The following is a 14,665-nucleotide window of genomic DNA, read 5'->3' as shown; positions in this document are numbered from 1 at the left end:
ACAATCCGAACTATAATTCTTTTTCAATTAATGCGATTGCTCTGACTGGGCTTCCGCTTCCTTCTTCAATTTTTAGCGGATTGACAATAAGTACAGCTCCACGCGCGGGCAGCTTGTCTACGTTTGTCAATTGCGCAAGCCCATATTTATTGGCTCCGTGCATATAATGGTGGTTAGGAAACGGCGGATCAAAAGACCCGGCAATACCGGCGTCTGTACCGACAGTTTCCACTCCGACACCCAAAACATCTCTTTCTTCCGCCAAGAAAATGGAGGCTTCCTTTGAAATTCCAGGTGTGTGCGGCTGACCGTCTTCCCCTACATTGTAAAACTTCTCGTGATCATCCACGAAATTGCCCCATCCAGTGTGAATAATGACCCAAGAGTGTTTTGGAATGATTCCGTGCTCCTCTTCAAACTGTTGGATATCGGCCACTGATAGGCAGTAATCCGGGTTAGCGGCGGACTGCTTCCTAATGTCAATGACACATGCCTCACCAATCATATTTTTCAGAGGCATTGTATCGACGCTGTCTTTGCCTTTTCCGGACAGCCAGTGAACCGGTGCATCAAAGTGGGTACCGCAGTGTTCGCCTGCTACGAAATCATTCCAATAAAAGAATGGCCCGTTTTCATCATACTTGGAAAGCTGTTGGAACTTAAATCCGCCTGTATTTTTGAATGGCTCAGGAAGTTGGATCACAGGTGTGTTTTCATTAAGTGTCTGGGACAGGTCCACCACTTCAATTTTCCCGCTGACAAGGTTGGTTAACATTTCCTCTAAAATGCCCGTTTTAACAACCATTACACCGTCTCCTTTTCAATTATATTTGATACTTCCTCATCTATATACACATGTGGAATATAGACATCAATCACAGCTGACCGGCCTTCTTTTACCTGCTTTAATCCTTCTTCTAATGCTTCTTTTAGTTTGGAACGGTCTTTTACTGTAATAGCATGTGCTTCCCCGGCTGCCGCAGCAACCCCTGACAGGTCGGCAGGCGGGTCAAAGTGTACGTAAAAGTCTTGAAATTGGTTGGCTACACCGTCCGGATGCACTCCTAATGTTGAATGCTTAGGTGCTTTCCAGCCCTGGTTGTTATAGATTACTGTTAAAAATGGGGTGTTATATCTCTTGGCCATCCAGTGAACGGTTGACGGTACACTGAACAAGAAAGAGCCGTCACCTGTCAGGCTGATGATCGTTTTGTCAGGATCAGCGAGTTTCATTCCAATCGCAGCTCCTCCATTCCATCCCAAAGACCCGGCACCGCTGCCGAAATAGGAACCTGGTTCGCTTGCTTCGATATGATTGGAGATGACTCCGTAATTTGTAATTCCCTCGTTCAATACAACGGTATTTTCATCCATGAGCTCTCTTACACAGGCGGTCAGGTACTCAGGTGTGATGCCCTCAACTTCGGCCTGTTCCATCTTGGTCCTTACTTCTTTTTGCCGCTCATGGTAAGAGGAGTAGTCGTTCCAGCGTTCGGAAACAAGATCCTTATCGAGTTCAGCATCTTTCAGATAACCGTTCAGCTGCTGCAAAGCAGTGTATGCGTCGGCCTTAAAGAAACGTTTCGATGGTATGTACCAAAGAGGTTTCGTCTCTTTTAACGGATCAATATCAATATAGTAAACGGTTGCATCTTTTGACGGTTTGTTTTTCATTTGAATCCAAGGTACATCGCTGTCCAGTACGAGTACAAAATCAGCTTCCGCAAGAACCTGGTTTTGTTTCGGATCATTCCAATATGATCCGCAATGCATCGGGTGGTCAGCAGGGAAGTTCATATGATGCGGAACGGATTCAATGACAGGGATGGCCAACTGATCACTTAAGTGGACCAATTCGGCAACCGCTTCTTTCTTTCTCCCTAAATAAGATGTAACAACTACCGGTTTTTTGGCAGACAGTAAATCTTTGGCTAATTCTTCAATATGCTTTGGCGGAATTGCCGCTGGGGCAATCGGCTCCCATAATTCCTTCTGGATAGTTACCGGTTCAGTTTCCTGCTCCATGGCTTCCCTGGGTCCCATTAAATAAACAGGTCCAGCAGGATCGCTCTTGGCAATTTGCAATGCACGGTAGACAAGCTGTTTTACATTGGCTCCTGTCCTGATTTCATTGTCATATTTCGAATAGCCGCGCATGATGCCGCGCTGATCATACACATCCTGGATCCAGTGGATAAATTCATTCCGGCTTCCGGTAAGTTCGCCTTCCTGTGTGTAGGGGGAGGCACCGGCAAACACTAATACGGGTACCCTGCTTTTAAAGGCATTGTGAATGGCTCCTCCCAAGTTTTGAGTTCCGCATTCCACGTGAACAAGTACCGCCTGCGGTTCACCTGTTGCCTGTGCATATCCGTGTGCAGCACTGAGCGCGACAAACTCATGAGGGCAAGTGATCACTGTCGGCAATTCCTTATTCTCCTGTTTAGCCCGTGCCAGGCTTTCGATGATGGATGGGTGGTCACTTCCCAGGTTTGCGAAAATATATTTTACTCCGGCTTCTTGCAAAGCTTCCAAAAATGCAGTACCTGTTGTATACAATTCAATTCCTCCTGTCAAAATTGGATATTTTACTATAGCTTAATAGTAAAATATCAACCGGAAAGAAAAAGTTAATGAATTAACAAAGTTGCAAAGTATTTTTTATTTTGCCTGATCTCTGAAGTGGTGTGAGGAGCAGTCCCGATTTCAAAGGTGGACTCAATGAACTGCCCGCCTGATAGAGATAATGCAAAAAGTCCGGACTGTCTATTCATCATTGCAGAAAAGAGTGTCAGACGAGTATACTCCACGGCTAAGATGACAAGTTATCATTTAACCATATCCATTCACTTTTAAAACTATCGGAAAATATTGTTAAGAAGCAGAGTCATGAGATTCTCACAACTCTGCTTTAAAAGATGACTTTGTGTTTATTTGAAAAATCCTGCAGGCGGCAGCTGGTAGGCTGTAACAATTGTCTTGGATTGGCTGTATTCATCCAAGGCCTCTTTGCTGTATTCTCTGCCGACACCGCTGTTTTTGTATCCGCCAAATGGTGCGCCGGATTGGAAATTAAAGTAAGAGTTGATCCATACGCTTCCAGCCTCTATTTTATTGGCTGTATCCATGGCTTTGACTAAGTCATTTGTCATAATTCCGGCAGCCAGGCCGTATTCAACGTCATTGGCTATTTTAATGACTTCTTCAACATCTTTCCAGCGGGTGACCGTTGCAGCAGGCCCGAAAATTTCCTCTTGGGCAATTCTCATATGAGGCTCGGCTTCAATAATCGTTGGCTCAATGAAATATCCATATTCATGTCCCGGAACAGTCACGCGATTTCCGCCATAAAGGATTTTTGCTCCTTCTTCTTTAGCTATTTTAAAATAATTCAATACACGCTTTCCTTGTTTTTCGTTTACAAGTGCAGCCAAACGTGTAGAACGATCTGTCGGAGGTCCAATCTTTACTTGTTTGGCTCTTTCAATCAATTTTTCTACGAATTCATCGTAAATGTCATCGTGAATCAGCAGGCGCGTTCCAAGAATACAGCTTTCACCGTTGAAGAATGTGTATCCCAGTGTCGCATTTTCTACTGCACTGTCGATATCCACGTCAGGAAATACGATGTGTGGAGCTTTTCCGCCCAGCTCGAGAGTGACAGGGAGGATTCTTTCACCCGCTGTTTTTCCAACAAGACGGCCCACCTCTACACTTCCTGTAAATGCCAGTTTGTCTACATCCGGATGGTCGATCAAAGCCTGACCGGCTTCTTGTCCGTAACCCGGAACTACATTCACTACACCTTTAGGGAGAATATCGCCCATGAGTTTGGCCAGTTCCATAATAGAGAGGCATGCATCTTCCGCAGGTTTTAAAACAACCGTGTTTCCGGCAGCAAGTGCAGGTGCCAGTTTAAAGGAAGCCATGATCATCGGAACATTCCAGGGAATAATTTGAGCGGCAACACCGAGGGGCTCTTTCTTTGTAATTAAATAGCCGTTTTCAACAGGGCGGGAAGCGCCTTCATAATATGTAAGGAGAGCACCCGCAAAATAACGGAATTGATAAATAGCCAGTTTGTAATCTAAATCAAATTCATGAAGGGCACGGCCTGTGTCCATGGATTCCATCAATTTCAGGCGCTCCTGATTTTCTTCCAGGACATCAGCAATCTTGTTGAGCAATGCAGAACGCTCTTCAATCGGGGTGTTAGCCCATCCTGGGAATGCTGCTCTTGCTGCTTTCACAGCTTTATCAATATCCTCTTTTCCCCCGCGGCCAATTTGCGCAAGGACTTCCCCGGTAGCAGCGTTTACAGCATCGATATACCCGTTGGCTGGTGCAATCACTTCACCGTTTATAAAAGGACCATACTTTTCTTCGAATTTTATTTCGTTCGGACTAAGTTGGGTCAATGTTTCCATTACTTTTCTCCTCCTTTTCGAATTACATTCATTAAACCAAATCGGCAGATAAAAAGATGTTAACTAATTAACAAATGTTATATTTTATTATGCTTGTTCCAGCAAATTTTTGTATGGGTGGAGCAAATAAGTGACCCCGGGATCTTATGCAGACAGTTTACTTTTGAGTGCGTCGTAATCCAAGATATGAATTTTGCGGTTTTGCAAGAAAATGATTCCCTCCTTCGTCCATCTTTTAAAAACTTTATAGATGGTAATTCTGGTTAAACCGACATAGTGTGACAATTCCTGCTGGGTTAAATCTACAATTTTTGTGCGGGAAGCATTGGTCAAACTTATCAGAAAGTGGGCGATCTGAAACTCTGTATCAGAATGAGTAATATTAATATTGTTTAAAAGGAGCTTTTCTTTTTGAATGAGGGATTGAGCCAACAAAGTAATGACTTCAGGGTGATGTTGAATCATCTTTCGATAATCCTGTTTGGAAAAAAAATATACAATACTGTCTTTATGACAAACAGCTGTTGAAAAATAGGGCAGGTCATCAATCACCTGCTCTCCAATCAATTGTCCGTGTCCGGCAACATTTAAAATCCTGTCCGTATTGTTCGCAGTTTTGGATAGAATCTTTACCAGTCCTTTTTCAATGTAATAAAAACCCTCTCCCAACACGCCTTGGTTAAAGATGATAGATTGCTCTTTAAAAAACAACCGTTTGCCATATACCAGGTAATTTACCCACGGATTTTGTACAGTTTGCTGCAATGAAGACAAGTTTAAACCCCCCCTATTGATAGTTGTGTCCGTTTTGATACGCTGTTCTTAATACTAATGGTATAAAGCTTTCATCTCATCCATGTCTAATATCTCTATATGGCGGCCCTTTTGCTGTACCAAGTTTTGACTGGTCCATTTTTGAATGATTTTATACACTGTAATTCTTGAAGTGCCAATATATTGCGCAAGGGATATTTGAGTGACCGGGATTTTCATAGTCTCGTGTTTTTTACTGAGCCGAACAAGGAATTGTGCCATTTGCTGTTCATAGGGCCGATTAATAATAGCCATTGTTTCTGCAAGCATCCGAACCTTGCTGATCAATGCCTTCATAAAGATGCCGGTTGCTTCCGGATGTTTTTCGCATAGTTCAATAAAAGCGTTTGAAGAAAAATGATATAGTTCTACATCGCTCACGCATATCGCCGTAGTAGAATAGGGCTCTTCGGCTATGCCCTGCTCTCCAAGCAGAAAACCGTCTAGAAGGTGATCAATAATTCGTTCCTTTCCACCCTCGGAGACTATTTTTATATTCATTTTTCCTTTCTGTAAATAGTAGAACCCATAACCTCTTTCTCCCTGCATGTATAAAGTTTCTCCTTTTTTTAACTTTTTTTTAGAGCCGAAATGTAAGTAAGGTTCCCATTCGTATCTCATTTTTTCACCTCTTTGAGCTATACATAGTCAGTTAACAGGTAACTCCATTTTAAAAGTCTTGGAATTCTAAGTAGTATGATAATTTCGGGGTAAAAGGTGCATAGGAAAAATGAGAAAGAAAGTTGGGTAATATTAAATGGAATATTGGGTGATTTACCTCTATTCACACAATTACAATATCAAATATATAAAATATTGCAACCGTTTTCAATAGTTAGCAGGACATATTTACAATAATTTCACGAACTGGTAGACAGGATCACTTGTATGGGGCAAGGTAAAATTGCAATGTGATCAGTGGCGTCTGTATTAAAAGATATTTAATCCAGTCTTTTTTTTTACCGGTTTTTATAATTCGAGGAGCGTTCTAATGATCCTTACCTGAGATTGATTTTGAGAAATTGTTCTTTTGGCGAAAGATAAAGATATTTCCAAAGAATGTTAATCGATTAGCACTTCCTCATGAAATTCTTCGGATATGATTATGATTAAGCAAATCAGGGAGACTTTCGGATCCGACTACGACACTCCCTGGATGTATAAATGCTGGTTATTCAGCCCTCTGCTTGTACAAGGAAGAGTCCGTACATAGGCACTGCAACTGTTACTGCATAAAGTATAATGATATGCACTCTACATAAAGTTGCAAACATCACTGGTTCTTTTCAAGCAACTGAATAACACAAGCCATCCTATGCACTCTGATGAGAAATTCACTAACATACAAAGGAGAGAAAAAGATGAACAAAGTAGAAAAGTGGTTTCCGGATGTTGATAAAATTTGGTTTAATGGTGAACTCGTCAAATGGGAAGATGCCCAAATCCATGTATTATCCCATGGGGTAGCTTATGGCTCAGGAGTTTTTGAAGGTTTGCGTTGCTACAATACGATTGACGGTCCCAGAACATTCCGTGTCAAAGAACATATTGAAAGATGGAGAGATTCAGCTAAACAATTAAGAATGACGATCCCTTTCAGTGATGAAGAATTGATCGATGGCATCAACCAAACGATCTTGGAGAACAATTTGGATTCCTGCTATATCAGACCGCTTTCCTTCTTTGGTTACCATTCCCTGGGAGTCCATCCGCTTGACTGTCCTGTAGATGTAGTGATAGCTACATGGCCATGGGAAAATTACCTCGGGGCCGATGCAAAGGAAAAAGGAGTAAGATGCTGCTTCTCGCCTTGGATCAGAGTTCATTCTCAAATGGTTCCATCCGCTGCGAAAGCCACCGGATTGTATATTGGTTCCATGTTGGCGAGAGTGGATGCGATTGATAAAGGGTTTGATGAAGCATTAATGTTGGACGCAACAGGCAATGTCGCCGAAGCATGTACAGAGAATATCTTTGTTGTAAAAGATGGTGTCATTGCTACGCCGGGCTTGGATTCTTCCATTCTGCCAGGTATCACAAGAAAGTCGATTATCGAGCTGGCGCGTGATTTAGGCTATACGGTAGAAGTAAGAAGCATCGCTCGCGGAGAAGTGTACAGTGCCAACGAAGTTTTCTTAACTGGAAGTGCGGCTGAAATCAAGCCTGTCAGAGAAGTAGACTCCAGAGAAATTGGCACTGGAAAGCCAGGACCAATCACAAAACATCTGATGGATGAGTTCTCTGCTATTGTGAGAGGTGAAAATCCAAAATACGCAAAATGGTTAGACCCTGTTACTAGCCCGAGTAAAGTTCTCTAAAAATTAATCATCTAAGATTATAGATAAGCTATCTCGAAAATGGTTATAAAGTGAAAGTGTTGCCGTATGATCATTTCGAGATTAGCTTATTTCATTGTAAAGCTATCATTTACTCGATACTCGTTACCTTTAGTTTTTTTAGCAAATAAATTGAAGCGCTTTCTTTTAAAGGTGTAAGAACTAAAAAACGGGAACAGCTGCCAAGTTCCAAGATCTTTGCTTCGTATTTTATTCATAGTTAATCATCCGATGTCCCTTCAGAATAGTCTTACCAGGCATTATTACACAAACCTAAACATCAGATTACTTTTAAGAGGTGAAATGGAATGAAAGAAGCGGTAGAAACAGTAAATAAATTACCTTTTACACTGGAAGAATATGAGAATCGGCTGAACGCTGTAAGAGAAAATATGGCAAGGCAATCGATTGATATTTTATTAGTCAATGATCCGGTTGAGCTGAATTATATTTTGGGATACCGTTCATTTGGCTACGATGCATTACCTTGGCAATGCTTGATTATTACACATACAGGAAATCCCATCGTCATTACAAGAAAACTGCAGTCAGCTGCTTACAAAAACCAGACCTGTGTCAAAGAAATTCTTTTTTACGGCGATAATGATGATCCACTGAAATTAACGACAGATACTTTAAGAAAATTAGGGACTTCTCAAAAGATTGTTGCCATTCCGTTTAATACGAAGTATATCACGCCCTATCATATGTCCTGCTTAGAGAAAGAATTATATGATGTGGCAAACATCGTGGACGGTACAAATGTAATTTCTGAATGCAGACTCATTAAATCAAAGCAAGAAATAAAATATATTGAAGAGGCTGCACATATGACAAATGTGGTGATGAGCAATGTGACGAAGAAACTTCAGAAACTCCCTTCAGAGAAAGAAATAGCAACCGTCGTCATTCATGATTTGCTGAAGATGGGAAGTGAGCATCCCGGAGGACTGAATCCTCTCATCGGAATTGGAGAAAGATCTGCCTATGGACATCCGACCTTTGAAGATCACAGGGCAAAACCACAAGATGTCATCTTCCTGGAGTTTAGTGGCTGCGTCAACAGATACTTCTCGCCTGTAATGCGTACTTTATCTGCTGGAGAACCTACCGATCTGGCAAAAAGATTGGAAGAGGGGAGCAAATATGCGGTAAATAAAGTAATAGAAAATACTTATCCCGGAATGACTGCAGAACAAGTGGCGGAAGTATGTAACAAAGCTTTGGCAGAAGCAGGAGTAATTGAATATTCACATGTACGGACAGGGTATTCAGTCGGAATTGGATTTACTTCATGGAGAGACGGCATTAGTATAAAAGAAGGCGAAAAAACAGTGCTTAAAGAGAATATGGTATTTCACATATTACCTTATTTAACAGACTTTAAAACAGGTGTTGCAGTCAGCGAAATGATAGTGGTGGAAGCAAACGGCGCAAGAAAAATAACAGATATTCCTCAAGAAATCCTTGTCATTGAGTAATGTTTAATACTCTTAACACTGTCTGGTCCTGTCCAACTTTTTAAGGGAAAAGTATAATTACGAAACAAATTGTGATCATTCTTTGATTGAACATAACAAGGAAAAGATCAGAGATAGAAAAGGATATCAGGATGATGGGCGCAATATACAGATTCTCAGAATAACAAACTTGCGCTCTTGCCTATATCTTATATCTTACGATGAACTGCAAAAACATCCTTAAATTGAACAGAGTATGCAGTTCATGTGGAAAATTAGTAGTAAATATTTCTGACTATTTACTCAATTGGAAAACATGTGTTGCCAATGAAGAAAAGTGATTTTTGGATTTCGAATGCTGCAGGAGGCAGATATAATGAAAAATTTAGACTTGCGCTTTTTGAGCAAGGAGGACATTGTCAGTTTAGATATTCCACTAAAGAAGGCCATTGACATAGTGGAACAAACCTATGTCGAACACGCAAAGCAGAATGTATACCTGCCTGCTAAGGTAGGAATTTATCCGAAGGATACACATGGATTCCGGTTTTTCCATGCAATGCCGGCTATGGTATCAAGTCCCAATCCTTCTATAGAAAGTGCCGGGGTAAAATGGGTATCATACTTTCCGGGAAATAAGTCTGAGAAGGACTTGCCTGATGCCTCATGTTTGATGATTCTCAATGACGTTCATACGGGTTTGCCTTACTGTATTATGGAAGGAATGCACTTGACCAACTTACGAACTGCAGCGGCAGGAGCAATTGCTGCAAAAAGATTAGCAGCTCCTGATGCAAGTGTTTTGGGAATAGTCGGTGCGGGCGTGATTGCACGTTGGTCCATACATGCGATTCTTTCAGAACTTCCAGGAATTAATGAGATTAAGGTAACCAGCAGAACGAAGGAGTCCAGGGAAAGACTTTGTGCAGAAATGGAAAAGGTATACAAAGATGTTAAATTTACCTCCTATTCTGAATTAGAGGCGCTCGTTAGTCAAAGCGACATTGCACTATCCATCACTTCTAATACAACAGCACCGTATATCAATTTTGATTGGTTAAAGGAAGGGGCGTTGGCCCTGTCATTGGATGGAATAAAATCTTGGGATTCATCGTTTACAAATGCAGATCATATCATTTCTGATGACAAAGCATATTTAAAAACAGAACTTGAAAGATATTACGGAGAAATAAACCTAAACAGCGAAATATGTGAAATAGGCGAAATCATTGAAACAAGTGATCGTTTATGGTCAAAGAACAAGAGAAATATTGCCTTCATGACTGGAGTAGGAAGTACAGATGTTACAGTCGGAAAATATATTTATGATCAGGCTGTAAAAAATAATGCAGGCACTGTTCTGCCACTTGCTTCAAACCGAATACCGGTTAGCTGAAAAGGACCATGAAGCGTCGAGGTATGCACGTTGTCCGCATATCCCATTACCGTAAAAGCACTCCTCAGCTAAAGCTTGATTCAATTGATAAATACGGTATGGGACCTCATTGATAGGCAGTTTTCGGCTCCCAATTTGGAGAGCTTCAGGTTCATAATCATTTGTGTAAATTTTAAAAATAAGGGGTGCTGTTGATGAGAAATAGGTTAAAGCTTTTGGTATTTGGGGTTATTTTTATTGGGATATTGGCATTAGCCGCATGTGGCACTACAGAATCAAGCAATTCCGGGGCAGGGGCTGACGGCAGTGGAGAAGTAAGAAAGATCAAGGTAGCGACTTTCTTAAGAACGGATCATCTTTATACAAGAGATAATGTAAACATGTGGATAGAAAAGATGGAGGAAGAACTTGATAATGTTGAAATTGAATTAATTGGAGGACCTGAAGCCGTTCCGGAAGATAGTCTATTTAGTTCTGCACAAAGCGGAATTGTTGATGTAGCCTTCTTTTTTGGTTCAGATTCGCGCGATATCGTTCCAAGAAGTGAATCGCTGAGGCTGTCTCCTTACTCACCTAGTGAAGAAAGAGAAAACGGATATTCTGATTGGTTGGCAGAAGAATATGAGCAAGCGGGCCTTACTTATTTAGGCAGATGGTTAGGTGGTTTTGGTTATCATTTTTGGACAAATAAGGAAGTAAATTCGATTGAGGATTTTAAAGGATTAAAGCTTCGATCCAATCCTTTTTATTTGGATATTATTCAAAACTTAAATGCTACACCTGTAAACACCTTGCCTGGGGAAGTTTATACTGCTCTAGAGCGTAATATGGTTGATGGATTTGCTTTTCCGCTACTGGGACCAAGCGAAGATGGATGGACAGAGGTAACCAAATATATTATAGATGAGCCTTTTGCTGAACAATCAGCTGTTATTCTGATGAACTCTGATTCTTTTTCACAGTTTACAGAAGAAGAACAGGAAAAAATTATGGCTATAACAGCTGAATATGAGGAAGAAATGCTGAAGCACTTTGCAGACTTGAATGAAAAGGAAATGGAAAATATCCAGGCTGATGGCGTATCTGTAATCAAGCTTTCAGACGAGGAAAGTAAAAAGTTCCATGAACTTGTAAATGAAACAATCTGGAAACAACTTGAAGATTTCCTTGATGAAGAAGAATTTGAAAAAGCCAAAGGCTTTTTACTAGAGGAATCTCAGTAAGGTAATTGTCTGAATGTTTTTCTAATTGAGTGAATAACTAACATCCAAAATAATTAACCTGCGGTAAATGACCAATTTCTTAATGGCAATATATATAATCTTGACCTTGGTTCCATTATAAATAAAGACCTTGCCAGTTTGTCCTAACCCGTGAGAATGAAACTAATATATTCACACTTCAACAAACTTGATCTGAACCTGGCAAGGTTTTTGTTTTATTCTTTGTACTAAGGCAAAAACCCTTATTTTACGGCAAGGGAATGTTTGCTTCGCAATGAACGGGATATTGTAAATCAATTTTCTTTGCCCTTTGATATTGTTTATTAATGAAGTAAATGAACTTCATAGCCACGGCCAATGGGGTAAACAGATACAAAGTCACCACCTATTTTGGCATCCTATGTTGTACATTTGTTAGGTCGATTAATCGGTATAACTTGTTTATCGTTGGGATTGTAAACTGGTGAAGTCATTGGCATGAAAATAACTAAAAAATAAGCTTTGGAATTGATGTATGGCAAATTACTATGAAATTAGAGCCGTTTAAAAAAAGCACTATTCCTTTTAAAGATTTACTCAATTCCGCACTGAAATTAAGAAAAACTCCCATGTACGGAGAAATGGGAGATCATATATGTTTAAAAATTTTATTATACAAAGGGAGGTAGTGGTATGGTTAAAAAGTTATCAAGGTATCTAGATGTATCTGAAAACTTTTTTGCTTTTATTGCAGCATTACTCATCTTGTTCATCACAATATCAATCATTTTGGAAGTAGTGTTCAGATTGTTTTTTAATATTTCATTTTCATGGGTACACGAACTTAGTGAATATACACTGTTATACCTGCCTTTTTTAACGGCAGCATGGTTGCTTCGTTATAATGATCACATTGTTATCGATCTGATTGAACCGATCCTATCTCCCCGCGTAAAATACGTACTGGATATCATTATTATATTGATCGGTATTTTTGTAAGCGTTATCCTTGTGTGGTTTGGATTCATTACAGTAGCAGATTATTTTTCAAGCGGCCTTAGAAGCCAGACCACTCTTAAGATACCAAAAGGATATATTGCAATCATCATACCACTAGGATCTGTCTTGCTGCTATTCGAGTTTATCAGAATACTATATAGAAAAGTTTTTTCTGCTCAAAACCTTGCTGGAAATGGAGAAGAGGGGGGGATCTAAATGAATTGGGTTGAAACATTAATTATCATCGTTGCTGCTCTATTATTGTTACTAATGATTAGGACACCTGTAGCTATTGCTTTTACATTTCTGAATATCATAACGGCTATATTTATTTGGGGAGGAGAAGCAGGCCTTATACATGTAATACAAAGTATTGAAGGCTCTTTAACATCATTTTCACTTGTACCCATTCCGCTATTCATTTTTATGGGTGAAATGATGTTTCAGTCGGGGATTGCACCGAAAATGATTGAAGCCGTAGATAAGTGGTTTGGCAGACTTCCCGGGCGTTTAAGCTTAATGACAGTTGCCGGAGGGACATTGCTTTCAACTTTAACGGGCTCAAGCATGGGGAGTACTGCCATTTTAGGGTCAACGATGTTACCGGATATGAGAAACAAAGGATATAAGGATCCTATGACAATAGGTCCCATTTTAGCAAGCGGTGTTCTTGCTGCAATGATTCCCCCCAGCTCGATGGGAGTTCTTTTGGCATCGATGGGCGGACTTTCTATAGGAGACTTTCTTATAGCTATTATTGTTCCCGGGCTCTTAATGGCAACTATAGCTGCAGTATATTTAATTATACGGGCGATCATACAGCCTGACCTTGCTCCCACTTATGAAATAAAACATATATCTTTAAAAGAAAAATTGAGCCATACTGTCATTTACATATTGCCACTGGGCCTCATTATTTTTCTTGTAATTGGTTTAATATTCCTTGGTATTGCTACACCAACGGAATCAGCAGCTTTGGGGACTTTGGGCAGTGCAATATTGGCAGCTTTCCATGGCCGCTTAAATATGGAAACAATGAAAAAGTCCCTAGTAGGAACAATAAAGATCACTGGGAAAATCTTATTTGTTATTGCTGGCTCCCGATTATTTAGTGAAATATTATCCTTTACAGGTGTAACACGAAATCTTATCAGCATCGTACAAGATATAAATTTAGCACCGATTTTTATTCTATTAATGTTAATTGCAATACTATTAGTTTTGGGGTTATTCATGGATGGTCTATCCATTTTAATGATCAGCTTGCCTATTTATATGCCAATAGCTGGCGCATTAGGGTTTGATCCTCTATGGTTTGGTGTATTAATATTAGTATGTATAGAAATTGGGTTTATATCACCGCCGTTTGGCTTGGGATTATTTGTTATGAAATCTGTTACTAAGGATACCAGCATGGGTAGAATTTATGCTGCAGCATTTCCGTTTGTTGCTCTCTACTTGGCGGTTATTGCTTTAATTATTCTATTCCCGGATATTGCTTTATGGCTGCCAAGTATCATGAGTGACTAGCAGGGTTACGGTAAATCTATTAAAACAAGAAGTAATGCTCCATGTTTAATATCCGAAAGAATGACCAATTATTTTGCGGGAACTGAAAAAATTTCTTCCCCCTGATTACTGTGAAAAAGGTATAATACCCTCAACGTCTGAGGGAATTATACCTTTTTTGCTACATTATACTTTGATATTTTTATTTAAACGGTTAGAATACAAATTAACAATCAACGATTCTCAACCTTTATATGATATTTACAATTTGTCCCTAAGTATCACCATTTCCCGTAAAATAATGGTTTGGTAAAGAATGCTTGGAACAATAGTTGATCGAATTCGAATAAACTCTTCTCAATACCCGAGAAGGGAACAAGAAACAGGTACTGATGCGAAATTGTATTTTGCAAGAGAAAAATACACAATAGTGCAATCAAAAGTGCATAACTTTGCCAGCCTATTCCGTTAGTGATTCTGTCTTGATAACGCGTGAGTCATTCGGTAGCTTTCTCCAGTGAAA

The 14,665-nt window shown here is 40.0% G+C and carries 11 protein-coding genes; 6 read left to right on the top strand and 5 right to left on the bottom strand.

What is annotated here, in order from left to right:
• Nucleotides 1–10: 10 nt before the first annotated feature.
• The 5 genes from ACFSCZ_RS05670 to ACFSCZ_RS05650 form a co-directional block, all read right to left on the bottom strand.
• A complete protein-coding gene (locus tag ACFSCZ_RS05670; RefSeq protein WP_380772827.1) occupies nt 11–805 on the bottom strand; it encodes a cyclase family protein in 795 nt (264 codons plus the stop codon).
• The gene (locus ACFSCZ_RS05665; RefSeq protein ID WP_380772826.1) at nt 805–2,559 is read right to left on the bottom strand and encodes a thiamine pyrophosphate-requiring protein; all 1,755 of its coding nucleotides are present in this window, start codon (nt 2,557–2,559) and stop codon (nt 805–807) included. The genes ACFSCZ_RS05670 and ACFSCZ_RS05665 overlap by 1 nt, the downstream gene beginning before the upstream one ends.
• A 371-nt stretch (nt 2,560–2,930) precedes the next feature.
• The gene (locus ACFSCZ_RS05660) at nt 2,931–4,427 is read right to left on the bottom strand and encodes an aldehyde dehydrogenase family protein (protein WP_380772825.1); all 1,497 of its coding nucleotides are present in this window, start codon (nt 4,425–4,427) and stop codon (nt 2,931–2,933) included.
• A 144-nt stretch (nt 4,428–4,571) separates the two neighbouring features.
• On the bottom strand, nt 4,572–5,201 hold the full coding sequence (locus ACFSCZ_RS05655; protein ID WP_380772824.1) for a Crp/Fnr family transcriptional regulator: 630 nt from the start codon (nt 5,199–5,201) through the stop codon (nt 4,572–4,574).
• Between the two features lie 54 nt (nt 5,202–5,255).
• A complete protein-coding gene (locus ACFSCZ_RS05650) occupies nt 5,256–5,861 on the bottom strand; it encodes a Crp/Fnr family transcriptional regulator (protein ID WP_380772822.1) in 606 nt (201 codons plus the stop codon).
• A 740-nt stretch (nt 5,862–6,601) separates the two neighbouring features.
• Between ACFSCZ_RS05650 and ACFSCZ_RS05645 the strand changes: the two genes are divergently transcribed.
• The 6 genes from ACFSCZ_RS05645 to ACFSCZ_RS05620 all read left to right on the top strand — a co-directional run bounded on the left by ACFSCZ_RS05645 (nt 6,602) and on the right by ACFSCZ_RS05620 (nt 14,163).
• Nucleotides 6,602–7,558: a branched-chain amino acid transaminase gene (locus ACFSCZ_RS05645; protein ID WP_380772821.1), complete on the top strand. Its 957-nt coding sequence runs from the start codon at nt 6,602–6,604 to the stop codon at nt 7,556–7,558.
• Between the two features lie 326 nt (nt 7,559–7,884).
• Entirely contained in the window at nt 7,885–9,057 is a 1,173-nt protein-coding gene (locus tag ACFSCZ_RS05640; RefSeq protein ID WP_380772819.1) for a M24 family metallopeptidase, read from the top strand.
• A 355-nt stretch (nt 9,058–9,412) separates the two neighbouring features.
• Nucleotides 9,413–10,432, top strand: coding sequence for an ornithine cyclodeaminase family protein (locus tag ACFSCZ_RS05635; RefSeq protein WP_380772818.1), 1,020 nt, complete (start codon nt 9,413–9,415; stop codon nt 10,430–10,432).
• 194 nt (nt 10,433–10,626) lie between these two features.
• Nucleotides 10,627–11,655 carry a TRAP transporter substrate-binding protein DctP gene (gene dctP / locus ACFSCZ_RS05630; protein WP_380772817.1) on the top strand — a complete coding sequence of 343 codons (1,029 nt, stop codon included), beginning with the start codon at nt 10,627–10,629 and terminating at the stop codon, nt 11,653–11,655.
• A 672-nt stretch (nt 11,656–12,327) separates the two neighbouring features.
• The gene (locus ACFSCZ_RS05625) at nt 12,328–12,849 is read left to right on the top strand and encodes a TRAP transporter small permease (RefSeq protein WP_380772816.1); all 522 of its coding nucleotides are present in this window, start codon (nt 12,328–12,330) and stop codon (nt 12,847–12,849) included.
• A complete protein-coding gene (locus tag ACFSCZ_RS05620) occupies nt 12,850–14,163 on the top strand; it encodes a TRAP transporter large permease (protein ID WP_380772815.1) in 1,314 nt (437 codons plus the stop codon).
• The last annotated feature ends 502 nt before the right edge of the window (nt 14,164–14,665 follow it).

Origin of the sequence: Siminovitchia sediminis (genome assembly GCF_042680885.1) — a bacterium.
GTDB classification, from domain to species: domain Bacteria; phylum Bacillota; class Bacilli; order Bacillales; family Bacillaceae_C; genus Siminovitchia; species Siminovitchia sediminis.
This window is presented reverse-complemented; position numbering and strand designations above follow the sequence as displayed.

What these genes read in the sequence shown, in the direction of transcription:
- ACFSCZ_RS05670 (WP_380772827.1), bottom strand. Translation starts at nt 805, where the DNA reads ATGGTTGTTAAAACGGGCATTTTAGAGGAAATGTTAACCAACCTTGTC.
- ACFSCZ_RS05635 (WP_380772818.1), top strand. Translation starts at nt 9,413, where the DNA reads ATGAAAAATTTAGACTTGCGCTTTTTGAGCAAGGAGGACATTGTCAGT.
- ACFSCZ_RS05640 (WP_380772819.1), top strand. Translation starts at nt 7,885, where the DNA reads ATGAAAGAAGCGGTAGAAACAGTAAATAAATTACCTTTTACACTGGAA.
- dctP (WP_380772817.1), top strand. Translation starts at nt 10,627, where the DNA reads ATGAGAAATAGGTTAAAGCTTTTGGTATTTGGGGTTATTTTTATTGGG.
- ACFSCZ_RS05625 (WP_380772816.1), top strand. Translation starts at nt 12,328, where the DNA reads ATGGTTAAAAAGTTATCAAGGTATCTAGATGTATCTGAAAACTTTTTT.
- ACFSCZ_RS05660 (WP_380772825.1), bottom strand. Translation starts at nt 4,427, where the DNA reads ATGGAAACATTGACCCAACTTAGTCCGAACGAAATAAAATTCGAAGAA.
- ACFSCZ_RS05650 (WP_380772822.1), bottom strand. Translation starts at nt 5,861, where the DNA reads ATGAGATACGAATGGGAACCTTACTTACATTTCGGCTCTAAAAAAAAG.
- ACFSCZ_RS05620 (WP_380772815.1), top strand. Translation starts at nt 12,850, where the DNA reads ATGAATTGGGTTGAAACATTAATTATCATCGTTGCTGCTCTATTATTG.
- ACFSCZ_RS05645 (WP_380772821.1), top strand. Translation starts at nt 6,602, where the DNA reads ATGAACAAAGTAGAAAAGTGGTTTCCGGATGTTGATAAAATTTGGTTT.